The 23166-nt window shown below is 67.4% G+C and carries 24 protein-coding genes and 2 tRNA genes; 10 read left to right on the top strand and 16 right to left on the bottom strand.

The window, feature by feature from the left end; all coding sequences use genetic code 11:
* Positions 1 to 34 precede the first annotated feature (34 nt).
* The 9 genes from ACNS88_RS02555 to ACNS88_RS02515 all read right to left on the bottom strand — a co-directional run bounded on the left by ACNS88_RS02555 (position 35) and on the right by ACNS88_RS02515 (position 9692).
* Entirely contained in the window at positions 35 to 1054 is a 1020-nt protein-coding gene (locus ACNS88_RS02555; RefSeq protein WP_435093602.1) for a 3-oxoacyl-ACP synthase, read from the bottom strand.
* Positions 1051 to 2235: a branched-chain amino acid ABC transporter permease gene (locus ACNS88_RS02550; protein ID WP_435093647.1), complete on the bottom strand. Its 1185-nt coding sequence runs from the start codon at positions 2233 to 2235 to the stop codon at positions 1051 to 1053. Before ACNS88_RS02550 ends, ACNS88_RS02555 begins: the two co-directional genes overlap by 4 nt.
* Positions 2236 to 2389: 154 nt before the next feature.
* A complete protein-coding gene (locus ACNS88_RS02545; RefSeq protein ID WP_435093601.1) occupies positions 2390 to 3427 on the bottom strand; it encodes a branched-chain amino acid ABC transporter permease in 1038 nt (345 codons plus the stop codon).
* Complete coding sequence (locus tag ACNS88_RS02540) at positions 3424 to 4122, bottom strand: ABC transporter ATP-binding protein (RefSeq protein ID WP_435093600.1); 699 nt, start codon at positions 4120 to 4122, stop codon at positions 3424 to 3426. The genes ACNS88_RS02545 and ACNS88_RS02540 overlap by 4 nt, the downstream gene beginning before the upstream one ends.
* Positions 4119 to 5009: an ABC transporter ATP-binding protein gene (locus ACNS88_RS02535; protein WP_435093598.1), complete on the bottom strand. Its 891-nt coding sequence runs from the start codon at positions 5007 to 5009 to the stop codon at positions 4119 to 4121. The genes ACNS88_RS02540 and ACNS88_RS02535 overlap by 4 nt, the downstream gene beginning before the upstream one ends.
* Positions 5009 to 6445: an ABC transporter substrate-binding protein gene (locus ACNS88_RS02530; RefSeq protein WP_435093594.1), complete on the bottom strand. Its 1437-nt coding sequence runs from the start codon at positions 6443 to 6445 to the stop codon at positions 5009 to 5011. The genes ACNS88_RS02535 and ACNS88_RS02530 overlap by 1 nt, the downstream gene beginning before the upstream one ends.
* A 93-nt stretch (positions 6446 to 6538) precedes the next feature.
* Positions 6539 to 7240 (bottom strand): helix-turn-helix domain-containing protein, encoded by a 702-nt coding sequence (locus ACNS88_RS02525; protein WP_435093592.1) that lies wholly within the window; start codon positions 7238 to 7240, stop codon positions 6539 to 6541.
* Between the two features lie 60 nt (positions 7241 to 7300).
* Positions 7301 to 8884 (bottom strand): AMP-binding protein, encoded by a 1584-nt coding sequence (locus tag ACNS88_RS02520; RefSeq protein ID WP_435093590.1) that lies wholly within the window; start codon positions 8882 to 8884, stop codon positions 7301 to 7303.
* 1 nt (position 8885) lies between these two features.
* Positions 8886 to 9692: an alpha/beta fold hydrolase gene (locus ACNS88_RS02515; RefSeq protein WP_435093588.1), complete on the bottom strand. Its 807-nt coding sequence runs from the start codon at positions 9690 to 9692 to the stop codon at positions 8886 to 8888.
* A gap of 160 nt (positions 9693 to 9852) precedes the next feature.
* Here ACNS88_RS02515 and ACNS88_RS02510 point away from each other — a divergent pair.
* From ACNS88_RS02510 to ACNS88_RS02500, 3 genes are all read left to right on the top strand, one after another.
* Positions 9853 to 9963 (top strand) — tRNA-Glu (locus tag ACNS88_RS02510).
* 104 nt (positions 9964 to 10067) lie between these two features.
* Entirely contained in the window at positions 10068 to 11294 is a 1227-nt protein-coding gene (locus tag ACNS88_RS02505; RefSeq protein WP_435093586.1) for a cystathionine gamma-synthase, read from the top strand.
* A gap of 40 nt (positions 11295 to 11334) precedes the next feature.
* Positions 11335 to 12282 (top strand): D-2-hydroxyacid dehydrogenase, encoded by a 948-nt coding sequence (locus ACNS88_RS02500; protein ID WP_435093584.1) that lies wholly within the window; start codon positions 11335 to 11337, stop codon positions 12280 to 12282.
* Positions 12283 to 12369: 87 nt separating this feature from the next.
* Here the strand turns inward: ACNS88_RS02500 and ACNS88_RS02495 are convergent, their stop codons facing one another.
* Both ACNS88_RS02495 and ACNS88_RS02490 read right to left on the bottom strand, forming a co-directional pair.
* Complete coding sequence (locus tag ACNS88_RS02495; protein ID WP_435093582.1) at positions 12370 to 13140, bottom strand: ferritin-like domain-containing protein; 771 nt, start codon at positions 13138 to 13140, stop codon at positions 12370 to 12372.
* A 242-nt stretch (positions 13141 to 13382) separates the two neighbouring features.
* Entirely contained in the window at positions 13383 to 13949 is a 567-nt protein-coding gene (locus ACNS88_RS02490) for a peptidylprolyl isomerase (protein WP_435093580.1), read from the bottom strand.
* 341 nt (positions 13950 to 14290) lie between these two features.
* On the opposite strand from ACNS88_RS02490, the gene ACNS88_RS02485 reads away from it, so the two are divergent.
* Both ACNS88_RS02485 and truA read left to right on the top strand, forming a co-directional pair.
* Positions 14291 to 14761 (top strand): universal stress protein, encoded by a 471-nt coding sequence (locus ACNS88_RS02485; RefSeq protein WP_435093578.1) that lies wholly within the window; start codon positions 14291 to 14293, stop codon positions 14759 to 14761.
* The gene (gene truA, locus ACNS88_RS02480; RefSeq protein ID WP_435093576.1) at positions 14758 to 15645 is read left to right on the top strand and encodes a tRNA pseudouridine(38-40) synthase TruA; all 888 of its coding nucleotides are present in this window, start codon (positions 14758 to 14760) and stop codon (positions 15643 to 15645) included. Before ACNS88_RS02485 ends, truA begins: the two co-directional genes overlap by 4 nt.
* A 7-nt stretch (positions 15646 to 15652) precedes the next feature.
* Here the strand turns inward: truA and ACNS88_RS02475 are convergent, their stop codons facing one another.
* Entirely contained in the window at positions 15653 to 16186 is a 534-nt protein-coding gene (locus tag ACNS88_RS02475) for an Rrf2 family transcriptional regulator (protein WP_435093574.1), read from the bottom strand.
* A 444-nt stretch (positions 16187 to 16630) separates the two neighbouring features.
* Between ACNS88_RS02475 and nadE the strand changes: the two genes are divergently transcribed.
* The 3 genes from nadE to ACNS88_RS02460 all read left to right on the top strand — a co-directional run bounded on the left by nadE (position 16631) and on the right by ACNS88_RS02460 (position 18078).
* Positions 16631 to 17455: an NAD(+) synthase gene (nadE, locus tag ACNS88_RS02470; protein ID WP_435093572.1), complete on the top strand. Its 825-nt coding sequence runs from the start codon at positions 16631 to 16633 to the stop codon at positions 17453 to 17455.
* Between the two features lie 104 nt (positions 17456 to 17559).
* Positions 17560 to 17630: transfer RNA gene (locus ACNS88_RS02465), tRNA-Gly, on the top strand.
* Between the two features lie 130 nt (positions 17631 to 17760).
* Positions 17761 to 18078 carry an RPA12/RPB9/RPC11 RNA polymerase family protein gene (locus tag ACNS88_RS02460; protein ID WP_435093570.1) on the top strand — a complete coding sequence of 106 codons (318 nt, stop codon included), beginning with the start codon at positions 17761 to 17763 and terminating at the stop codon, positions 18076 to 18078.
* 142 nt (positions 18079 to 18220) lie between these two features.
* On the opposite strand, the gene ACNS88_RS02455 is transcribed toward ACNS88_RS02460, so the two are convergent.
* Together ACNS88_RS02455 and ACNS88_RS02450 are read right to left on the bottom strand one after the other, a co-directional pair.
* Positions 18221 to 18631, bottom strand: a complete 411-nt coding sequence (locus tag ACNS88_RS02455; RefSeq protein ID WP_435093568.1) for a hypothetical protein — start codon at positions 18629 to 18631, stop codon at positions 18221 to 18223.
* Between the two features lie 54 nt (positions 18632 to 18685).
* Positions 18686 to 20122 carry a KaiC domain-containing protein gene (locus ACNS88_RS02450; protein WP_435093567.1) on the bottom strand — a complete coding sequence of 479 codons (1437 nt, stop codon included), beginning with the start codon at positions 20120 to 20122 and terminating at the stop codon, positions 18686 to 18688.
* A 142-nt stretch (positions 20123 to 20264) separates the two neighbouring features.
* Between ACNS88_RS02450 and ACNS88_RS02445 the strand changes: the two genes are divergently transcribed.
* Both ACNS88_RS02445 and ACNS88_RS02440 read left to right on the top strand, forming a co-directional pair.
* Entirely contained in the window at positions 20265 to 21092 is an 828-nt protein-coding gene (locus tag ACNS88_RS02445) for an NAD(+)/NADH kinase (protein ID WP_435093565.1), read from the top strand.
* Positions 21093 to 21169: 77 nt separating this feature from the next.
* Positions 21170 to 21847: a TVP38/TMEM64 family protein gene (locus ACNS88_RS02440; protein WP_435093563.1), complete on the top strand. Its 678-nt coding sequence runs from the start codon at positions 21170 to 21172 to the stop codon at positions 21845 to 21847.
* A 285-nt stretch (positions 21848 to 22132) separates the two neighbouring features.
* Here the strand turns inward: ACNS88_RS02440 and ACNS88_RS02435 are convergent, their stop codons facing one another.
* Together ACNS88_RS02435 and ACNS88_RS02430 are read right to left on the bottom strand one after the other, a co-directional pair.
* Positions 22133 to 22810 carry a DUF4382 domain-containing protein gene (locus tag ACNS88_RS02435; RefSeq protein ID WP_435093562.1) on the bottom strand — a complete coding sequence of 226 codons (678 nt, stop codon included), beginning with the start codon at positions 22808 to 22810 and terminating at the stop codon, positions 22133 to 22135.
* Position 22811: 1 nt separating this feature from the next.
* A complete protein-coding gene (locus ACNS88_RS02430; protein WP_435093560.1) occupies positions 22812 to 23108 on the bottom strand; it encodes a hypothetical protein in 297 nt (98 codons plus the stop codon).
* Positions 23109 to 23166 lie beyond the last annotated feature (58 nt).

Here is a 23166-nt window from a genome sequence, read left to right as displayed (position 1 = left end):
AGGACCGCTCCCGACACGCTCGCTTATAAATCGGTCATCCGTGCCACCGGAGTACCGTCGCCGCCCACGTGTACCCGGTCCCGGCGGCGAGGAAGCAGACGAGGTCGCCGGCGGCGAGCCGACCGTCGGCCAACCCCTCCTCGACGGCGAGCGCCTGATCGACGCTCTGGACGTGGCCGTACTCGTCGAGGTAGTAGCCGTCGCGCTCGGGATCGAGCCCGAGTTCCGAGAGTACGCGCTCGTGAAACGACCGCTTCATATGGGTGAGTGCGACGAAGTCGAGGTCGTCGCGCTCGAATCCCGATCGATCCAGCGCCGCGTCCGCGACCGAGCAAAACGCCGGCAGCGAAACGGGGGCCAGTCGTTCTTTCATCCCGTCCGGGTCGGGCACGCTGAGGGTGTGGAGCCCCTTTCGGACCGTCTCCTCGGTCGCCGGGCGCTTCGAGCCGCCGGCGGGCATCACCACGTCACCGGCGAAGGAGCCGTCGGTCTCGGCGGCGCTCGCGTGGACGGTCGCCCGGGCGCGGTCGCCCGGGTCCGACTCCACGACGAACGCGCTCGCGCCGCTCCCGAAGTTGAACATGAACGACGCGTCCTCGTCCTCGTAGTCGACTAGGTCCTCCTCGCGGCTCGCGGACACGAGCAGCGCGGTATCGGCCTCCTCGACTCGGAGCTGGGCCGTCGCCTGCCGGAGCGCGATCGGCGCGCCTGCACAGAGCGTGTAGCTCTCGGTGGCGTAGGCGTTCTCGGCGCCGATCGCCTCCGCGATCGCGGCCGCGACCGACCACACGACGTGATCTTTGTACTCCGAGCCGTGGTATAAGAGAAGGTCAACGGCTTCGGGCGCCACCCCCGCGTCGTCGAGCGCCTCGACGGCCGCCTTCTCGGCCATGTCCGTCGCGTGGTCGTCGTCGGGCGGGCAGACGCGCTTCTCGACGACGCCCATCTTCTCGACGACGACCGTTTCCGGGATCCCGCTGATCTCGGCGATCTCCGCGCCGGTGATGGTGTCGGACGGAACGTACGTCCCGAGCCCGGTGAGTCCGACCGTCATCGGCGGTACCTCCGTAGCCGCTCCGGAAGCCGCTTTCCGACCGTTCCGCCGAGCCGATCCCGAACCGTCCCCAAGATACCGTTCGGGACGAACAGCACGAACAGCACGAAGACGATCCCGAGGTAGAGCGGCGCTCGACCGTCGACGGCGGTGTTGACGAACAGTTCGATGCTGACGCCGAACAGCTCCGCGTCGAGGACCGCCTCGGGCAGCCCCTCGCGTAGGTACGTCGCCAGCCCGCCGCTCTCGGTCGAGAGCACGTCTTCGAGCCACTGGTGGAACGCCGTCCCGTACAGCGGCCCCGCCAGCGTGCCGAACCCGCCGATGATCGTGGTGATCAGGGCGTCGGCGGTGACGAGGAAGAAGTACGAGTTGTCCGGCGAGACCGACCGGGCGTAGGCCGCGAAGATGCCGCCGGCGATCGCCCCGAAGAAGCCGCTGATCGCGAACGCGGCCATCTTGAACCAGTAGGTCGGGTAACCGACGGCCCGGGCGCGCTCCTCGTTCTCGCGGATCGCGACCATCACCCGCCCGAACGGCGAGTGAAGGATCCGCTGCATGGCAAAGTACGAGACGAAGACGACGACCCCGAGCGCGTAGTAGGAAACGACCGTCGCCGACACGTCGATCCCGAGCCCGAGCAAGTTCTGGACGCTGTCGCCGGTGAGCCGGCCGACCCGGAGACTCAGGGCGTCGACGTACGGGACGCCGATCGCCAGCCCGTCGCCGCTTATGGTGGCGCCCTCCCGGGGGTTCGAGGAGACGTACCCCCACGACCGGATCAGCTCGTAGATCACCTGTGCGAACCCGAGCGTGATCATCGCGAAGTAAACTCCGGTGAGCCGGAAGGAGACGGAGCCGATCACCAGCGCCACCACTCCGGCGAGCACCGCGCCGAGCAGGAGCGTGATCATGAACGGCGTCCCGCCTGGGATCCCCGGAATCTGGCCGTTCGCAGCGAGCACGACGAAGTACGCCCCGGTACCGAAGAAGGCGGCGTGGCCGAAGGAAAGGTAGCCGGTGTACCCGCTGATGAAGTCGAAGCTCATCGCGAACAACCCCATGTACAACACGACGATCATGAACGTGATTCCCGGGAGGAACGCCTCCGTCTCGGAGGCCAACGGCGACGACAGCAACGCGCCGTTGACGGGCGGGTACAGCAGGAACGCCAGCGCCACCGCGAGATGGACCGCGTAGTCGCGCACCGCATCGGCGAGACCGACGGTGCGATCGGTCGTGGTGTCGGCGGTTCCACGGTCGCTCTCGGCGTTCGGGCCTCCACGGTCGCTCTCGGCGTCAGTCCCCGCCTCGTCGACGGGGGAGTCGGGGTCGCTAATGGCCACCCACCTCCTCGACGCCGTAGAGCCCCTGCGGACGGACGATTAGCATGCCCACCAGTAGCAGGAAGATCGTCACCTCGGAGAGGCCCGAGAACGTGACGACACCGGTGGTGAACAGCCACGTCGTCACCGAGTCGGCGATCCCGACGATCCCCGCGGCGACGACGGTGCCCCGGAAGCTCCCGAGCCCGCCGATGATCACGACCACGAACGCGTACAGGAGCACGTCGATGCTCAACAGGACGCTCGGCCCCCAGATCGGGTCCCACATCAGCAGGACGCCGCCGACGGCCGCGAGGCCGGTTCCGATCCCGAAGACGACGGTGAACGCCCGCCGGACGTCGATCCCGAGCGCTTGTACCATCTCCGTGTCCTCGCTGCCGGCCCGGATGTAGAGCCCGTACAGCGTCTTCGTGAGGAACAGCCAGACGGCGACGAGTACGACCGCACCGATGAGGATCTCGAACAGGTACAGGGGGCGGATCGAGACGCCGAGCACGTCGGCCCGCCGGAGCAACACGTCGGGGGCGGTTCCCATCGGCGCCTGCCACTGCGGGTCAGGCTGGATGCCCCGGACAGTCAACGCGATCCGGACGACCTCCTCGATGATCAGCGAGACGCCGAACGTGAGCAAGATCTGGTAGGTCGGCGTTCGGTCGTAGATCGGCCGGATGAGTTTCAGTTCGATGACGCTCCCGGCCGCGGTCGCGACCGCGAACACGATCGCCATCGCAGCGAAGAAGATGCCAATCGTCGCGAGCGTTCCCGTCCCGGAGCCGACGACTAACACGAGTACGAGCCCCCCGAGGTACGCGCCGACCATCGTGACCGCGCCGTGCGCGAAGTTGAGGACTCCCATTAGCCCGAACACGAGGGTGAGCCCCACCGCGATGGTGAAGTAGACGGCCCCCTTGCCGAGCCCCTCGACCAGAACGCGCGCGGCGGTTCGGACGCCCTCGAACCCGCCGCCCGTCGAGAGCAACGCGGCCGAGTCCGCGACACCGAGCGCGACCGATGTTCCCCCCGTCATGCCGTGAGGTACCTCCGGATACGCTCGTCGTCGCTCGTGACGCCCGCGGTGTCGCCCTCCTCGACGACGACGCCGTGGTCGACGAGGTAGAACCGGTCGGCGAGGTCCATTGCGAGCCGGAAGTTCTGTTCGACCAATACCATCGTCGTGTCGGCGGAGGCGGCCCGCAGCGCCTCGACCACGTCAGAGACGATCTGCGGCGCGAGCCCCTCGCTGGGCTCGTCGACTAACAGCAGGTCGTTGTCGCCGAGCATTCCGCGGGCGATCGCGAGCATCTGCTGTTGGCCGCCGCTGAGGTCGCCGGCCTCCTTGTCCGCGAACCGCTCTAAGGCCGGGAACAGCTCGTACGCCTCGTCGAGGCGGGCGCCGGGGTCGGCCGCGGTGTGCGCGGCGACCCGGAGGTTCTCGGCGACCGTAAGGTGTGCAAACACTCGACGATCCTCCGGGACCCATCCCATCCCGCGACCGGCGATGACATGCGGTTCGACGCCGGTCACGTCCTCGCTTTTGAACTGGACCGTCCCCCGACGCGGCGGGGTCAACCCGAGTGCAGTCCGGAGCGTCGTCGTCTTTCCGACTCCGTTGCGACCGACGAGCGCGACGATCTCGCCCGCCTCGACCGAGAGGTCGAGCCCCTGGAGGATGTGGCTCTCGCCGTAGTAGGTGTGGACGCCGTCGAGTTCCAGCAGGCTCACCGACGACCACCCCCGTGAGGTGGGACGCCGAGCGAGACTCCTCCGTCTGTGGCGGCCGGGGACCCGTCGCCGGCCTCGTTGTTCGTGTCGGCGTCGGTCTCGTCGCCTTCTCGACCGTACCCACCGAGGTACGCCTCTTGGACCGCCTCGTCGTCACGGACCGACTCCGGTGGGCCGTCGGCGATGAGCTCGCCGCGGTGGAGCACGGCGATGCGGTCGGAGATGCCCATGACGACCTCCATGTTGTGCTCGATCAACATGACGGAGTGGTCGGCGGCCACGTCTTCGATCAGCGCGACCACGTCGTCGACGCCCTCGCTGGAGACGCCGGCCGTCGGCTCGTCGAGCAGGAGGAGGTCGGGGTCGCCGGCGAGCGCGACGCCGACTTCGAGGCTGCGCTTTTCGCCGTGGCTGAGGTTCTCCGCGACGGCCTCTGCTTTGTCGGCGAGCCCGATGCGCTCCAAGACGCCGTGTGCCTCCTCGTAATGCGCGTCGAACGACCGCACGTTGCGCCAGAGCTTCCAAGCGTCGCCGCCCCGTGCCGCCTGCGCCGCGATTCGGACGTTTTCCAGCACCGTAAGCGTCGGAAAGAGGTTCGTGATCTGGTACGAGCGGTGGATCCCCGCGAGCGCCGTCTCGTGGGGCGACGCGTCGGTGATGTCGCGGGCGCCGGCGTTCGGTCCGCCGTCCCCTCCTGCCGGTGCGAACCGGATCGCTCCGCTGGACGGCTCCAACACCCCGGTGAGGAGGTTGAAGAACGTCGTCTTCCCGGCGCCGTTCGGACCGATCAGCGAGCAGAGTTCGCCCGCCTCCAGCGCGAAGTCGACGGCGTCGACGGCGGTGATCCCGCCGAACCGCTTGGTCAAGCCGTCGGTTTCGAGCAGCATTACAGCGAGCAGCTGGCGTCTTCTTCGGGGACCATCACGTCATCGGCATCGATCCGTTCGAGCGGCTCGCCCGGCATGATCGGCGCGCCCCACGTCTCGGCGTACTCGTCGCTGGTCGGGACGGGCCACGCGACGGTCATCTGAGAGGCCGCCTGATTGTTGTGCCCTTGGAAGGTGTAGCCGTCGGCTCCTTTGGGGGTGTCTGCGACCGTCATCCCGCGCATCGCCTCCGCGATGTCCGCGCCGTCGGTGGAGCCGGCCTCCGTGACGGCCTGGGAGAGCGCGGAGGCGGCCGTGAACGTCCCGGAGCTGAACAGGTCGGGGACGATATCGTACGTGTCGATGTGCATTTCCCGGAACGCCTCGTTGATCGGATTCTCGTACTGGTTCCAGTGGTACCGGCTGGTGAATGGCCCGAGCCCGGCGTCACGGATGTCCTGCTCGGTGAAGTCCTCGCCGAGCGCCGACTCGATGGTGCCACCGATGAGCTGGGTCGTCAGCAGCGCTGCGAACCCGCCGAACACTTGGACGTCGAAGGATATCGCCGAGGTGAGGAACTGCGGCAGCGTCGCCGCCGTGAACCCGCCGACGACGCCTGACGCGCCGTTGGAGACCGCCTCGTCGAAGAGGCCGTCGAACTCGGAGTAGCCGACCTCAACGAACCGCGGCTCCAACACCTCGACCCCTTGGCCCTCGAGGACTTGAGCGTAGTTGCTCGCGACGCTCTGCCCGAACGCGTTGTCGGACGCGAAGATCGCGACCGTGTCGATGTCGAAGTTCTCGGCGACGTACGTGCCGCCCGCCCGCGCGTCCATCGCCGTGTGCTCGCTCGCGCGGAACGCCAGCGGGTGACAGTACTCGTCGCTCACGGTGATGCCGGCGTCGGCCGCCGGGCCGATGAGGTACGGCACCTCCGACTCGTCGACGACGGTGTCGATGATCCGGCGCGCGCTGTCCGAGGATGTCCCCCCGAAGAGGACGTCGACCTCCTCGTCGAGCACGAGGGTAGTCGCGACGTTTTGTGCGGTGTCCGGGCTGAACTGGGTGTCCTCGACGATGATCTCGTAGGTCGGACCGTCCGCCGGCTCTACCGTGTACGTCCCGGGCGTGAGTTCTTCGATCGGGTCCGTGTCGTGTTTGTACGCCAGCCCGGAGTAAAAGCCCATCAAGCTGATCTGTCCGTAGTATTGGAGGTCGCCGGAGGTCGGCTGGAGGGCCCCGATTCGGATCGTCTCTCCGGAGAGGTCACCGCCATCTCCGCCGCCGTCGGTACCGTCTCCCCCGTCGCTACCGCCTCCGCCGCCGTCGGTACCGTCTCCCCCGTCCCCACCGTCTCCGCCGTTCCCCGAACAGCCGGCGAGGCCGGCCAACCCGACTCCTCCGGCCGCGGCACCAGTTCGTCGCAGATACGATCGCCGTGTGGTTGCGTCTCGCATACCTATATCGGTGTGGACCTACCGACAAAAGAGGGCGAGTTAAGATGTTAACAAGCAGCGTGGATCTGACGGGTTCCGACCGTTCGGCCTGGCTCAGTTGATTCGGTCGAGTGCCTGCACGACGCTGCGGAGCAGCTTCTTCTCGCCGCGGCGCATGTTCTTCGAAACCGCCGCGGTCGACACGTCGAACTCGTCTGCAAGCGTCGACAGCGTCGCCTCACGGGGCGACTCGAAGTAGCCCCGATCGGCCGCCGTCTCGATGGTGTCGCGCTCGACGTCGGTGAGGTCGCGACAGGCGTCCAACATCGTCGACGCCGCGTTCGCGTTGCGCATGGTGTCGAACAGCGAGTCCATCGACGGCTCCGACCGGTCTTCGACGACGAACTCGTTGCCCTTCTCGAGGTCGTGAAGCGCCGCCTCTATCGTCGTCTCGTCGTCGAACCCGACCTGCCACTGCTCGGAGCCGTCCGCGATTCGGAAGGGCCCGGTGATGTAGCCGCCGTGGTCGGTGATCGTCGACATCGCGTTCGTTTCCTCGATGACGGTCCGGATGATCGCGGTGCCATCCCGCTTGGAGAACAGCTTGTACTCCGCCATGTTCTCGTGGTCGCGGAGCGTCGAAAGCCCCTCGCCAAGCTCGTAGCGGTCGGGGGACTCGACGAGCAGCCGCGTCTCAAGCTGCTCGGCCGCCGTGTCGAGCTGCCAGTGCATCGCGGAGAAGCCGACGTCGTGATCGGCGGAGGTGTCGATGAACGGGCAGTCGAACTGCTCCATATCCATCGTGACGTCGATCATGGACTGACCTTGGCTCCTACATATATAATGGTTATTCCTTAGAGAACTTTCCAACGCACGTCACTCGCCGAACCGCTCTTTCAGCGCCGTCCGATCAATCTTGGACGGGCCAGACGTTGGCATTTCGTCGACAAATGCCAGTTCCTTCGGTACCGCGAACCGCGCGACGCGAGAGGCGAGATGCGATCGCACGTCGTCGAGGGTCAGCGACTCGTCGCCCACGAGAACCGCCTTGCCGATGGTCCCCCACTCCTCGCTCGGGACGCCGATCACCACGGCCTCCTCGATCCCCGGGTGGTCCGTGAGTGCGTCCTCGACGCGGGGCGGGTAGACGTTCTCCCCGCCGGAGACGAACATGTTCTTTTTCCGCCCCTCGATGTGGTAGTAGCCGTCGCCGTCGACGCGGGCCAGATCGCCCGTCGAGACCCAGTCACCGAACGTCGCTGCCGTCTCCTCGTCGTTGTTCCAATACCCGTCCGCGGCCGCCGGCCCGGCGAGTTCCAACTCTCCGACCGTCCCGTCCGGCACCGGACCGTCCTCGTCGACCACCCTCGCGTCGACCGCGAGGGCAGGCACCCCGACGCTCTTCGTCTTCGCTTCCGGGAAGCCGTCGGGCATCGCGAAGTTGTTCGGGCCGCACTCCGTGAGCCCGTACCCCTGTGAGATTTCGACGCCGCGGTCGCGCCACGCGTCGATCACGCTCTCACGGCAGGGCCCGCCGCCGCTCTTGACGAACCGGAGCGTCGAGAGGTCCGTCGCCCCCCACTCCTCGTGACGGGCCATCATCCGAAGGACGGCGGGAACCGCCACGAGCGTCGTCGCGCCCTCGCGCTCGACATCAGCGAGGACGCGACCCGGGTCGACTTCGGGGCTCAACAAGATCCGCGCGCCCATCTGGAAGAACGGCACCGTCAACACGTTCCAGCCGCCAGTGTGGAACATCGGGAACACCATCGGGGTCACGTCGTCCTCGCGGAGCCCCCACGCGGTGATGGTGTTGTACCCGTTCCAGTGGACCGCGCCGTGGCTTATCACGGTCTCTTTCGGGATCCCGGTTGACCCGCCGGTGTGGAGGAAGAGGCGAGGGTCGGCAAGCGACACGTTCACCGTTTCGACCGGCGACCCGTCAGCGGGCAGGTCGGCGGTGTAGGGTCGCCAGGCGTTGTCCTCGTCGGAGGGGATCGCCCGGACCGGAGGCTCCGCGTCGGCGCGCTCCAAGGCGTCGACCACGTCGCCCTCGAAGGGTGTCTCGACCATCAGCAGCGCGGGGTTGACGTCGCCGAGGACCGCGGCCAGCTCTCGCTCGGCGAGCCGATGAGACAGCGGAGCGAGTACCGCGCCGATCTTCCCGGTCGCGAAGAACAGGTCGACGAGCTCCACCCGGTTCCGCGAGACGACCGCGACGCGGTCGCCCTTCGAAACGCCCGCATCGCGGAGGAACCGCACGGTGCGGTTGGCGCGCTCGTCGAGTTCGGCGTAGGTGTACTCCTCGCCCGCCGCGGTGTCCGTAACGGCGACGCGGTCCGGCGAGAGGCGGGCGCGTCGCGCCGACAGCGACCCCACCCAGTCGTACCCCCGATCGGCGTGTGGATGCGGTCCGGGGTCGGCGGTCACTCCGGTCGCCCGCGGATCGTTCCCCTCCATGTCAGGCGACCTCGTCGAGGAACGACCGGATCCGGTTGTCGATCTCGTCCCGTCGTTCGATGAAAAAGAGGTGCGGGCCGCCCTCAATCCGCTCGACCGTCGCGTGCGGCAGGTGTTCGGCGAGGAGATCAGCGTTCCCCACCGGAAGCACCCGGTCGCCGGTGCCGTGGAGAACGAGCGTCGGGATCGAAATCCCGTCGAGCCGGTCGGTCGCGTCGAACGCGACCACCGCCCCGGCCTGCGCCTCCCGGCCGCTCGGCGTCGCGTCGCCCGCGAGCCGCCAGTCGACGATCCGGTCGACGAGGTCCGGCTCGCGCTCGTAGAACCCGTCGGTCACGGCGGGCTCCATCAGGTACCGGATCCGCTCGCGCGCGCCGAGGTCGTCGGGCGCGGAGAAGATGTGCTCTCGGACGTCCGCCGGCATCTCGGGCGCCGCTTCGCCCCCCGGCGAGGTACACAGCAGCGTCAGCGATGCGACCCGGTCGTCGGCGAGCGCGAGCTCCTGCGCGATCATCCCACCCATCGACGCCCCGCAGACGTGGACCCGATCGACCCCGTGGTCGTCGAGGACTGCCCGCGCGTCGGCGGCCATCTCGTCGATCGTGTACGGCCCCTCAGGGACGTCTGAATCGCCGGTACCTCGGTTATCCGGCCGGACCACTTCGTACTCGTCGGCGAGGTCCTCTGTCAGCCACCGCCACATCCAGCGACCGTATCCCAACCCCTCCAACAGGAGTACCGTCGGGCTGTCGCTCGTTCCGTCGGCGGCGTAGTGGATAGAGACGCCGTCCCGCATTACTCTCGGCATACGTAACACGAAGCGCACGGCGGCCTATCAACCCGCACGTTAACGTTTCAACCAGCGGTCGCCGACCGCGCTCGAACCGGGAGACCGGACCCTGGCGACGCCTCCCACGGTGCCGCGAGTTAAGAAGAGTTAAATTGGATGCGTCATTAGTCATGATTGCGCTCGGTTGGTGTAGTCCGGCCAATCATGTTGGCCTTTCGACAGACGCGGCGCGACGGCGCGCCGGTTTGGAAGACAGCCGACGACCAGGGTTCAAATCCCTGACCGAGCACTTCTCACAACACCCGCATCGCCAGCGGCTTCGCTCGTCGTTTCCCGTTCCCCCTCCCGCCTCGGAAGGGAAAGAATCACTCCCCTCGGCGTCGAGAATTGGGTATGAGCGACCGATCCGACGCCGGCGATGACGGTGACCTCCACGAGCGCGACGACTCTCGCGACGGCGACGCCGACGACCATCGCTTCGAGACCCGTGCGATCCACGCCGGACAGGAGCCCGACCCGGAGACGGGCGCGCTGATGACCCCGATCCACGCGAACTCCACGTATAAACAGGACGGACCGGGCGACCACCGCGGCTACGAGTACAGCCGGACCGGAAACCCGACGCGGACCGACCTCGAGGCCAACCTCGCCTCGCTGGAGTCGGGGAGCCACGCGCGCTGTTTCTCCTCCGGCATGGGCGCGATAAACACCGTCCTCAATCTGCTCGAGGCGGGCGACCACGTCGTCGCCGGCGACGACGTGTACGGCGGGACTCACCGCATTCTCACGCAGGTGTACGAGCAGTACGACATCGAGACCTCTTTCGTGGACACGACCGACCACGACGCGGTCCGGGACGCGATGCGAGAGGAGACGGAGCTGGTGTGGGTCGAGACGCCGACGAACCCCCTTATGAACGTCAACGACATCGGCGGGCTCGCCGAAATTGCCCACGCCACCGGCGCGCTCTGTGCGGTCGACAACACGTTCGCGACGCCGTACCTCCAGCGCCCGCTCGAACACGGCGCGGACATCGTCTCGCAGTCGCTGACGAAATACCTCGGCGGCCACTCCGACACCATCGGCGGCGCGCTGATCGTCGACGACGCCGACCTCGACGAGCGGCTCGGCTTCTACCAGAACTCGGTGGGCGCGACGCCCGGTCCGTTCGACTCGTTCCTCGTGTTGCGCGGGACCAAGACGCTCTCCGTCCGGATGGACCGCCACTGCGAGAACGCGATGGCGCTGGCCGAGTGGCTCGAAGACCACGACGACGTGAGCCGCGTCTACTACCCCGGACTGGAGAGCCACCCGGACCACGAACTCGCGGCGGAGCAGATGGACGCGTTCGGCGGGATGCTCTCCTTCGAGTTCGACGGCACCCTCGACCAGGCGTCGACCGTCGTCAGCGAGACCGACGTGTTCACGCTCGCGGAGTCGCTCGGCGGCGTCGAGAGCCTGATCGAGCAGCCGGCGGCGATGACTCACGCCGCGATTCCCCGCGAGGAGCGCCTCGCGGCCGGGCTCACCGACGGCCTCATCCGGGTGTCGGTGGGGATCGAGCACGTCGACGACATGACGGCCGACCTCCAGCGGGCGTTCGACGCGGCACTGGCGTAGACGGACACCCTTTATATATATCGCGCCGAGTCTCCGCGCCATGAGCGACCCAGACGTCGTCGTGTTGCGACAGACGATCCACGGCTCGGGCGGCCCGGAGCTGGCCGCCGCGATCCGCGAGCGACTCCCCGACCGGTCCGTCGCGCTGGCGCGGACGCCGGCGGAGGAACGCGAACTGCTGGAGACCGCGCGGATCGCGGTCGGGCTCTATATCGACGAGGAGCTGCTGGACGTCGCCGAGAACCTGGAGCTGTTCGCCTGCGTGTTCGCCGGCACCGGCCACCTCCCCCGGGACGCGCTCGCTGACCGCGGCGTCGCTCTGACGAACGCCTCGGGGGTGCACAAGCCGAACATCGCCGAACACGTCCTCGGGTCGATGATCACCCACGCCCGTCAGTGGCCGCGCGCACACCGCCAGCAGGAGCGCCGGGAGTGGCGGACCTACGAGACGACCGAGGTGTTCGGCTCGACCGTCGCCGTCGTCGGGCTCGGTGCGATCGGCACGGCGATCGTCGATCGCCTGGAGCCGTTCGACGTCGACACGGTCGGGGTCCGGTACTCCCCCGAGAAGGGGGGTCCGACCGACGAGGTGTACGGGTTCGACGAGTTCCACGACGCGGTCGCGGACGCCGAGTACGTCGTCCTCGCGTGTCCGCTCACGGAGACGACCCGCGGGCTCGTCGACGGCGACGCGCTCCGGACGATGCGGGCCGACGCCGTCGTTATAAATATCGCGCGCGGCCCGATCGTCGACACCGACGCGCTCGTCTCGGCGCTCCGCAACAGTCGCATCCGCGGGGCCGCGCTGGACGTGACGGACCCCGAGCCGCTCCCCGAGGACCACCCGCTGTGGGGGCTCGGTAACGTGACGGTCACCCCGCACAACGCCGGCAACACCCCGCACTACTACGAGCGCGTCGCCGACATCCTCGCGGAGAACGTCGACCGGCTCGACACCGGCGAGGAGCTGGAGAATCTGGTGGTGTGAGCGGGCGGGGGCAGCGAGGCTGTGTGATTTGCAGGGCGAAAAAACAGCGGCCGTGGCCGTGGGAGGACGTCACTCGGTCTGTCGCTACTAGTCGTCGTCGTTGTCACCTGACACGATGAACGGACCGACGGCGTCGAGAACGGCCTGCTGAGAGAGAGCCGAGTCGAACGCGTTCGGGAAGGGGATCTCGCCGTTGACGTGGTTGAGGAACGCGGCGTGACGCGCCTCGACGCTGTGGATCGACAGCGCGGCACTCGCGAGGTCCGGGCTCTCGATGAACGGCGCCGCACCGGCGTAGGCCGCGACTCCCGTGTTCTCGAACACTTGAGCGGTCGCGAGGAACCCGTCCACCGTGTCGACTCCGAAGTCGTAGGAGGCCTCGGGGTTAGGCTCACCACCGAGCAGCGTGATCGCCTCCGCGAGGACGTCGACGTGGGTCGCCTCGTGTTCGCCGATCACCTCGACGTAGTCGTACGTCATCTGGACCGTTTCGGCGGTCTCCATGCTGAGGTCGTCGAGGTTTTTATCGTACATCTCCCGCGCGAAATCGTCCACGCTGAACATCTCTAGCGCCTCACGATAAAACGCGTTTTCGAGGTGTTCCAGCGTGAGCGCGTAGTTCAACACGTCGATGTCGGTCCCCTGCACGTCGTCGAACATTGCCTCCAGTTCGTCGTCGTCGTCATCGTCGTGTTCCGAGGCGAGGCCCGTGCCGCTACCGAGTGCGAGTAACGCCCCTCCGGCCAGCACCGAGCGGCTCAAAAACTTCCGACGGGAACCGCCAGTACCCTCCGCCTGTTCTTTCACCGATTCTGCGATCCGTTCCGCGTACGTCTCCGGGTCGTCTACATCTGTCATAGTTAGACTGGGGGGTCCCCAGCGTGTCCACAGTCGTATATATGCTTGATAGTTATAGACTCGTCAAAAACGGTATCACGATATTATTATTTTTTAATTTAATATTATATTTGAAGCAAAAACCTGCGAAGATGGCAATCTCACCGGTTTTTCTCAGAGTAACGGCGGTTGTTGAGGCTTCGGAGAGAGCCACCGCCGGAATCGGCTTCAATTACTTATAAACGACTCCGCGGATCGACGTCCTACTCGTCGACCGCGACCTGCTCGATCTCCACCGCGTCACGGGGCTCGTCCTGACGGTCGGTCGGGACGGCACCGATCTCCTCGACCACGTCCATCCCGTCGATGACCTGCCCGAAGACGGCGTGCTTGCCGTCGAGGTGGGGTGTCGCGTCCAGCGTAATGAAGAACTGCGAGCCGTTCGTGTTCGGGCCGGAGTTCGCCATCGAGAGGATACCCGGGCCGTCGTGGGTCAGGTCGTCGTGGAACTCGTCGTCGAACTGGTAGCCGGGGCCGCCGCGGCCGCTCTCCATCGGGTCGCCGCCCTGAATCATGAAGTCCTCGATGACGCGGTGGAAGACGTTGCCCTCGTACAGCGAGTCGCCGCGAACTTCGCCGCTCTCGGGGTCTTCCCACGTGTTCGTGTCGCGGTCGGGGTCCGCGTCGGCGGCGGGGTCGTGGCGCGCTAATCCGAGGAAGTTCTCGACCGTCTTCGGGGCGCGGTCGGCGAACAGCTCGACGACGACGGCGCCGTGATTCGTCTGGAGCGTCACCTGCGGGTTGTCGGGATTGGAAACGTCTCGTGCCATGTGACCGTAGAGGGGCGCCCGTCTGAAAACCCTACCCATCCGCGGCGTGGGGAGCCGCCGACGGGCGGTCCGCCGAACGCGCCGGACCGGCCCGGAACGTCGCCCTTAAGAATCAACGCCGCCGAACCGCCGACATGAGTTCCACGTCCGTGGTGACGCTCGCGGCGCTCGTCGTCGGCGTCACGGTCGGCGCGCTGTCTGGGGTTCAAGCTCGTCGGCTACGCAGGGGTCGGCTTCGATCTCCTCGACGCGCTCGGGCTGTAGCGGCCCGCTTCAGAAGACCGACGTTCCGCACCATGATCGCCGGTACCGTTTTGCACCCGGCGGGCGGATTCCCGCGTATGTACGACCAAATTCTCCTCCCTGTGGCGCCGGGTAGCGAGGCGAACGACGCGATCCCGCACGCGAAGAGCCTCGCGGAGCGGTACGACGCGACCGTGTACGTCGTCTCCGCGATCGACACGGTCGCACAAACGCTGCGCGGCCCACAGGCCGGCTCCTTCGCCGAGCGCATCGGGGACGCCGCCGAGAAGCGCGTTGAGTCGGTAACAGCCGATCTCGAGGCGGACGGTATCGAGGTGGTCGGCAACGTCGTCCGCGGCCAGCCCGTCGATATCATCGAGAATATGATCGATGACGTGGGTGCCGACATCGTCGTGATGCCGAGTCACACCCGGTCCGGGATCCAGCGCGTCCTCCTCGGCAGCGTCACCGAGAAGGTCGTGCGAGTCTCTTCCGTCCCGGTCGTTACGGTACCGATGGCCGACAGAGCGGAGGGGGCGGCAGACGCGGAAGATGCCGACGCGGAGTGACTGAAACTCCGACGGTGACCCGCGCGTTTCGGGTCGCGTACGACGGTCGCGAGTACGCCGGCTTCCAGCGCCAGCCCCACGCGACGACCGTCGGGGGGACCCTCCTGCGGGCCCTCGCCGAACACGGGATCCTCGACCGGGGCGACGGACCGACGCACGCGACGCCGACCGGGTACGCCGCCGCGGGGCGGACGGACGCCGGCGTCTCCGCGGTCGGACAGACGGTCGCGTTCGCGGCGCCCGAGTGGCTCACCCCGCGGGCGTTCAACGGACACCTGCCCGGCTCGGTGCGGGTGTGGGCGGCCGCAGACGTCCCGGAGGGGTTCCACGCGACTCACGACGCGGTTCAGCGGACCTACCGCTACCACCTGTACGCGCCCGCCGGTGACGAGGGGCCAGATCACGCTCACGATCCCGCTCACGTCGTCGACGACGACCGCATCCACGACGCGCTCGCCCGGTTTTCGGGCCGGCACGACTTCCACAACCTAACGAGCGATGAGACCGGGACCGTCCGGGACCTGACCGCGACCGCGACCCGCGAGGGCGACCTCCTCGTCGTCGAGGTGAGTGCTGGCGGGTTTCCGCGAGCGCTCGTGCGTCGGCTCGTCGCTGCGATCCGCGCGGTCGGCCGCGGCACGGCGGACCCGTCCCTGATCGACCGGCTGCTCGCGTCCGAGCCGATCCCCGGCGAACTCGGCGTCGGTCCCGCACCGCCGGAGCCGCTGGTGCTCTGGAACGTGTCCTACGAGGGCGTCGCGTTCGAGGTCGACCCCGAGGCGGCCGAGAGCGCGCGCGTCGCGTTCGAGGAGCGGTACCGAGACGCCCGACACGCCGCCGCGGCGACGGGCGCGATACGGGACCGGATCGCGGAGACGGACTGACCGAGACCTACGCGGCGGACCCGTTGCCCGGCGTCTCCATGCCCTCGACACGGACCAATAAGGTGTTGCCATCGACGTGGGTCGCGTCGACGACTCCGGAGAGCCGGAGCCCCGCGCCCGGCGTTGGACCGACGGTCACCCGATCGCCCGTGTCGAAGGAGCCGACAGGACCGCGGATCACGAGCTCCGCCCGGCACAGATCGGGGTTGGCGACGCTGGAGAGGTCGATCTCCTCGACGTTCACGCCCTCTACGGTATTGCCCTCGCGCTCGACGGGTGTGCGCTCGGCGTCGTCCATCCGCTCGACGCCGAGGGTCTCGTAGGCGGCGTCGGTCGGGACGTACCCGCCTTTCGGGCCGGCAACGCCCTCGACCAACCCGATGGTCCGGAGGCTCTGCATCTGGTTTCGAACCGTACCGGCGCTTCGATCGATCGACTCGGCAATCGCTCGGCCGGTCACCGGCTCGTCCGCGTTCTCCGCGAGGTTCACGAGCGCCGTGAGTACCCGTTTCTGACTGCTCGTGAGCTGTATCGTCGACATGGTCGCAGGGAGCGAATATGTGTGTATAAATGTTTGGGTATTTTCCCCTTATATTGTTTATTCGTGCGTATCTCTGCCTATTTTATTTATAATCTAGTAGCTATACGAGAAATAACGCATTTTTGTAGTGTTCTTAGCTATTAGAGTAGCATTATTTCTTTTATAGTACTTTTTGTGCGTATCTTATGAGTTGTCTGCCGTTTATTCTGGCGGAACTGCCGGTTCTCTGCGTGAAATGGGAAAGTCCTTAAACAAATTACACCGTGAGTATTTACCCGTCCGTTCGGAAGCGACGGGCGACCATGAACTCACGAACTGGCCCCCGCACCTGTCCGCGGCGTGTGCAAGTCACGGCTCGCATTCGAACGACCGGCGTGCCGCGGGCTTCGACCGGGTCGACTCCCGACGAGTCGGTCCCGGAACCACCGTTTGGAGGGCGTACCGATGGGTGACTCGCGATCGACCGCGTTTGAGCCGGGAGCGATATCCGACCGCTCCGCGGCCGCGGTGTCGAGTGACGAGGGCTCACCGTCTCGCGACCACCCCGACGACGCCGTCGACCCGTCCGACACCCCCGAGCCGTTCGACGCCCCCGACCCGACCGCGGAGCGCGAGCGGATCCGGGGATTCATCGAAGACCGGGTCGCGGCCGCGGACGGGCTGATAGTCAACATGAGCGGCGGGCTCGACTCGACGGTCACGGCGGCGCTGGCGGTCGAGGCGCTCGGTGCCGACCGCGTGTACGGACTGATTCTGCCCTGTAACAAGATCGGGGCGCCCCACGCTCGCGATGCCGAGGCGCTCGCGGACGCGCTCGGAATCGACCACGACACGGTCCACCTCCAGCCGCTGTTCGCGCAGTTCGGCGCGGTCGCGCCCGATCGGTTCGACCTCCACGACGAGCCGATTCTCTCCGGGAACGCGATCGCGAGACTTCGGATGGCGATGGCGTACCTCGCCGCCAACGCGACGAACCGGCTCGTCTGCGGGACGACCAACCGAAGCGAGCACCTCCTCGGCTACGTGACGAAACACGGCGACGGGGCCGCCGACCTGCTCCCGCTCGGGCACCTGTACAAAACCGACGTTCGCGCGCTCGCCGCCGAGCTCGACGTCCCCGACTTCGTGGTCGAGAAGCCGCCGACCGCGGGATTCCTCCCCGGGCAGCGCGACGCCGACGAGAGAACGGTCACCGACCTGCTCGCGCGCCACCGGGCCTCAGCGCACAAGCGGACGACGCCGCCGATGCCGACCGGACGGGGGGAGTGATCGGTCGAGCGCATGGGGTCGGCGCCGTCGGCGACGTCGGGGGCGGCGGCTTCGAACACCTGAAACGCTACGTTCAAGTGTGGCGATTCGGTACATTCGAGTGAGCACCGTTGGTCCAGTGGTAGGACATTAGCTTCCCAAGCTAATAGCCCGGGTTCAATTCCCGGACGGTGCATTTTCTCTCTGACTCCGCTAGTGTTTTTGTTTCGAATAGCGCCGGCACAGTCAGCATGAACAGTTGCCCGAAATCCACGACGGATCGAAAGTTAACAGATATATCCGACAAGCGTGTATCTCTCCGTTACATGCAATTCTGCGACGAGTGCGGTTCGATGATGCACACGGAGGGCGACACGTGGGTGTGTCGCTCCTGTGAAACCGAAGAGCCGCGGGACTCGCGTGCAGAATCGGCGATGACGACCCAGGATGGACAGCGGGACGACGGGACACCCGCCGTGGCCGACGCGACCCAGGGCTCCACCGAAACGATGCGGGAGCCCTGCCCGGCGGACGACTGTGACGGCGACCGGGCACACTACGAGATGATCCCGAAGCCGGGCGGCTCCTACGAGGTTCGGCTGTTCAGCTGCGTCGAGTGCGGCCACAAGTGGCGCGAGTCCTGACGGCGCATCTCGCGAACCCCCGCCCCTTAAAGCGAGACGATCGGTCCCACTTTGCTCGCTCGAGTTCGGAACTCTGCAGTGCTGTGGCGAGCAGCAACAAGGATTGATGCGAGGTCCCCGAAACCACGCTCTCTCACTCGCACTACGCGGCCACCAGCCGACGGAAACCGTACTCCACACCGCCCGCGACCAGCGCCGCCCCGAGCACAACGACCCACCCGATCAGGTACCAGCCGAACGGCGTGGGATCGACCGGCGTCGGGGTCACGTCCGGCGCGACGGACACGGACCACGTCCCGTACGCCGACACCGCGAGCGCGACGACGACGACGATCGACGGGACGACGAGTCGGTTCTCGACCAGAAGCACCACCGGCACCGCCCCGAGCAACAGGCCGCCGACGGCGACGTACCCGAGGAACGGGTTGACGTTCATCGTGAACCCGAACCACTCGGCGAGCGCGCCGGTGACGATCAAGTGAACGAGACCGGCCAATAGACCGATCCCGAGCGCTCGACGGGCGGGGACGAGGGCCGCGATCGCGGGGGACATGACGATCCGTTGCGCGATGCAATTTATAAAACCACCCCGCTGCGCGGACGCCCGTCAGAAGATGTTCGCCTGTCCGTACACTGAGATCCCGGTGTCGGTGATGTCGTACGGCTTCGACTGTCGGGAATGGTTCGCGTCGCGGATCTTCTGGATCTCGACGGCGAGTTGGGTCTCGCGGAAGTCGCTGCCGCGGATGTACTGGAGCACGAACACGGCATCAGTGAGGTACTCGACGATTCCGTGTCGGGAAGCGTAGGGGTTCTCCTCGCTCGCCTCCGAGGTGAGGAGCGTGGTGACGCCGGCGTTCTTCAACGAGCGGGTGAACCCGAACACCTCCGAGCGGCGCTTCGCCGGATGATCGTACATCATCTCCAAGAGGGAGACGGAGTCGAGCACCAACCGGTCGGCGTCGAACTCGGCGATGAGCCGCGTGAGGTCGTTTCGGATCGACGCCAGCGAGTTCGCCATCTCGATCGGGTCGATCGCGACCACCGCGAGCCGGTCCGCCTCCGCGTGCTCGCGGAACGACCACCCCTTCTCCTCAGCCGTCGAGAGAATCGACTCGCGGGTCTGTTCGAGAGTGATGTAGATCCCTTTCCGGTCGGATTCGAGCGCCTCGTTGAGGAACTGGAGCGCGAACGTCGTCTTCCCGGTCCCCGCGCCGCCGATGACCGACAACAGCGAGCGACGCGGGACCCCGCCGAGGATCATCTCGTCGAGCCCTTCGATCCCGATATCGGTGCGCTCGATCGATGACTCGAACTCGTCGGGGTCGACATCGAACTCCGACGACGCGTCACCACCCCCACCGTCACCGAACCCCCCGAAGTCGACGTCTTCCGGGCCCCCAGGGCCACCAGCGGAGTCCCGGTACCCACCAAAGGGATCCACCGAGCCGCCGCCGGCCGATTCGGTTCCGGCCTGCCCACTATCGCTCGACTCGCCACCCCCACCGCCTCCGCCGCTTCCTCCGCCTCCGCCGAACGGATCGTCACCGCCGAACGACCCACCACCGAACGGATCGTCACCGCCGAACGACCCGCCACCAAACGGATCGTTGCCGCCGGACGATCCCCCACCGAATGGATCGGAGTCACCCGTCTCATCGTCGGAGAGACCGTCATCCTCCGGCATACGCGGTTCCGGCTCGTCGTCCCTCGACTGCTCACTGCCGAACACACCGCTGTCGAAGTCGCCACCATCGAAGTCGCCACCATCGGTGTCGTCACCGCCGAGAACCGCACTGACGTCCGGCGACGGGTCCCGCTCTCCATCCCGGATTCCGCCGAACGGGTCGCTCTCCCGCTCGTCTTCGGGCTCGTCACCTCGGTCCGAATCGCGCGATCCTCCGCCCGCATCCTCGTCTTCGTCTGTGTCACCGGTCTCGGCGTCTGCGCCGGTTGCGTCGCCGTCTTCCTCATCGCCGGTCGCGCCGCTGTCCGCGTCGGTGTCCCGCAATGCGCGCTCGAACCAGTCGTCTTCCTCGCTCATGGTTCCAGTCGCCCGTGAGGACTCGGCATACATCTTGCAAGGCGGGCGGGCGGCTTGAAACTTTCCGGACCCGCAGATCGGTGTATCCGGACCGGCAGTCCGATGTCCGCATGCTTTTGTTCGGCGACGAGAATCAGAGCGCATGGAGGTCGGAATCGTCGCGCGGAAGGGAAGCGAGCGAGCGGTCACCGTCGCCGACGAACTCCGGGAGGCGGTCGCCGACGCCGGGGCGTCCGTCTGGCTCGATGCCGAAACCGCCGCCGCGCTCGGCGAGCCGGCTGCCGGCCGCGCGGTCGGCGCGCTCGCTGACTGCGACCTCGCGGTCGCTGTCGGCGGCGACGGGACGTTCCTCTTCGTCGCGCGCAACGCCGAGGACACGCCGATCGTCGGCGTCAACCTCGGGGAGGTCGGCTTTCTCAACGCCGTCCCCCCGGAAGCGGCCGCGGAGGCAGTCAGATCGGAGGTCGAGGCGTTCGACCGCGGTGCGATGAACGTTCGGGAGGCGCCGCGACTCGCCGCTCGGACCGACGACTGGACCTCCGTCCCCGCGGCCAACGAGATCGTGATCCAAGGCGGTCGGCGCGGCCCGGGCGCCGGGATCGATTACGAACTCCGCGTGGACGGCAGTCGATACGCCGGCGGACACGCTGACGGGGTCCTCATTGCGACGCCGACCGGCTCGACCGCGTACAACCTCTCGGAGGGCGGACCGCTCGTCCATCCCGCGGTGAGCGGGCTCATCGTCAACGAGATGGCCGCCGACGATGGGATGCCCCCGCTCGTGGTCGACGCCGACGCGACTGTGAGCGTGGCGGTCGAGGGCGTCGAGGAGGCCGTCGTCGCCAGCGACGGACGGAACGTGGCGACCCTCCCAGCCCCGACCGAGGTGGCAGTCCAGCGAACGACTCCATCGATGTACATCGCGGGCCCTCCCTCCGACTTCTTCGAGGCGCTCGGAAAGCTGTCGTAGTTCGTCGGGCGGACAGCGGTTCGTGAGAGTCGGACCGCTCCACAAAGCGTTTATCACCCGAGGGAACACCAACGCTCGTGAATCGTCGAACCGGGATCCTCGGGTACGTGTTCGCGGGGGTCACACTGGCCGCGCTGGCAGCGCTCGCCTGGGCTGTCTCCCCCGACGCCGTGCTCGGGCGGCTGTCGTGGTTCGCCGCCGACCCGGTTCGGTTCGGCGCCGCGCTGCTCGCGCTGACGGCGATCAGGCCCTTCCTCGCGTGGCCGACGACGTTGCTCGCCGTCGTCGCCGGATTCGGGTACGGCTGGGTCGGCCTCCCGGTCGGCGTCGCCGCGATGGTCGCGACAGCGCTCCCGCCGTACTGGCTCGCTCGGGCCGGGCGCGTCCGGGCCCGCGAGGGATCGCGGATCGCCGACCGGCTCTGTGGCGCCGGCGAGCGGCTGGCCGACGCCACCGGCGGGGTCCGAGCCGTCACCGCGACCCGCCTGTTGCCGGTCCCCTCGGACGCCGTCTCGGTTGCCGCCGGTGGGTCCGGGATCAGCCGCCGGTCGCTGCTCGCCGGCACGGCGCTCGGGGAACTCCCGTGGGCCGTCATCGGCGTCGCGATCGGGGTCTCCGTCGACCGGCTCGCGGAAGGGGGAACCGCTTCGATCGATCCGACCGTGTTGGTTGCGATGGCCGGTTTGGGTGCGCTACTGCTCGCCGGACCGCTGTATCGAACGTTTATAAGAGATCGCGGGTCGCCGACTGTATGATCCGCACCGGCACCGTCTGCGTCGTCTCGCGTCGTTGCATCGAGTGAATCCCGACCGTCCCGGCGCGTGGAACCGCGGCGGGACGATCGAACGGGTCGTGTGCCTCCGACGAGGGACCGATGCGAGCGTGCATTCCCCTGGTCCCCGAATCCCGGGACGACACCCAGCCCTAACCCCGAAGCCGCGACCGGACCGTGGTCGGACCGTGACGGGTCCGACCGACGATCCGGTGCAGCCGAACCGCGGCTTCAACGGGGGACCGAGGGGAACGCGACGCGTCGCCGGCTACTCCGTCTCCTCGTAAGAGACGTCGATACCGCTCGGAACCGGGCGCAGGAGGTACCGCCCGGTACCGCGGCGAACCGGGGCGAAGTCGGCGGTGAACACCGTTCGAGTGTTTTCGCTAATGTCGAACGCCGCGTTGAACGTCAGCGGGGCGTTCCCCGGGCGATCGACTTCGGCCTCGTCGCCGCCCTCGAGTGTTCCCTCGACGTTCGAGATGTCGAGCTGGAGGAACTGGTACGTGCCGACCGACAGCTCCCGCTCGTCGATCAGCTGCGTCTCGCCGTTCTGTAGCTGGACGAGGTCGGCCTCCTGCGGCTCGTCGAACTCGTGGTACTCGCGGCCGGCGGGTTCGGTGCCGTCTTTCCCGTCGCTCCCGTCGTCGGTTTCGTTGCCGGCGTCGGTTTCGTTGCCGGCGTCGGTTCCGTCACCGTCGTCCGTCTCGTTCCCATCCGCGCCGCTTTCCGCGCCCTCGGGACCGAGCCAGATCCCCTCGATGGTGACCACGAGCGACTCGAAATCACCGATGTCGGCGGGCTGGTCGGTGACGGCGGTCGCGAGCGTTCCGGTCGCGCGTCCGACGCACCCGGCGAGTCCGGCCGCGCCGAGCGCGGCGGCGCCGGTCGCCTGGAGGTAGGTTCGTCGGTCAAGCGCGTCGAGGTCGGGCGTTCGGTCCGTCACGTTACGCCTCCTCTCCGTCGCCCGCGTCGCTCTCGGCTTCCTCGCCGGCACCGTTCCCGGCGATGTCGCTCACGGACTCACCGAGGTCGTTGACGCCGCCCGACAGGAAGTCGTTCACGCTACTCAGGATGTCGCCGACGAAGTCCGGAACCTGCTCCGGCAGATCGCTCGGCGGCCCCACGTCGCCCGAGGCGTTGTCCGGTCCGGGAGTCGCCGCGACGGCGCCGGCGGCCGCGCCGGTCCCGATCAGTACCACCGTGGCGAGCGCCACGATCAGTGTCGTTCGGATCGCGTTCATGACGATTCCCGCTCGGCGCCCTACGCCCTTTAATAGCACAAGCCGTTTGGCCGAATTG

It is taken from the genome of Halorubrum shenae, assembly GCF_051194165.1.
Classification (GTDB): domain Archaea; phylum Halobacteriota; class Halobacteria; order Halobacteriales; family Haloferacaceae; genus Halorubrum.
Note: the sequence above shows the minus strand (reverse complement) of the source record. Positions and strands in the feature narration are given on the sequence as shown.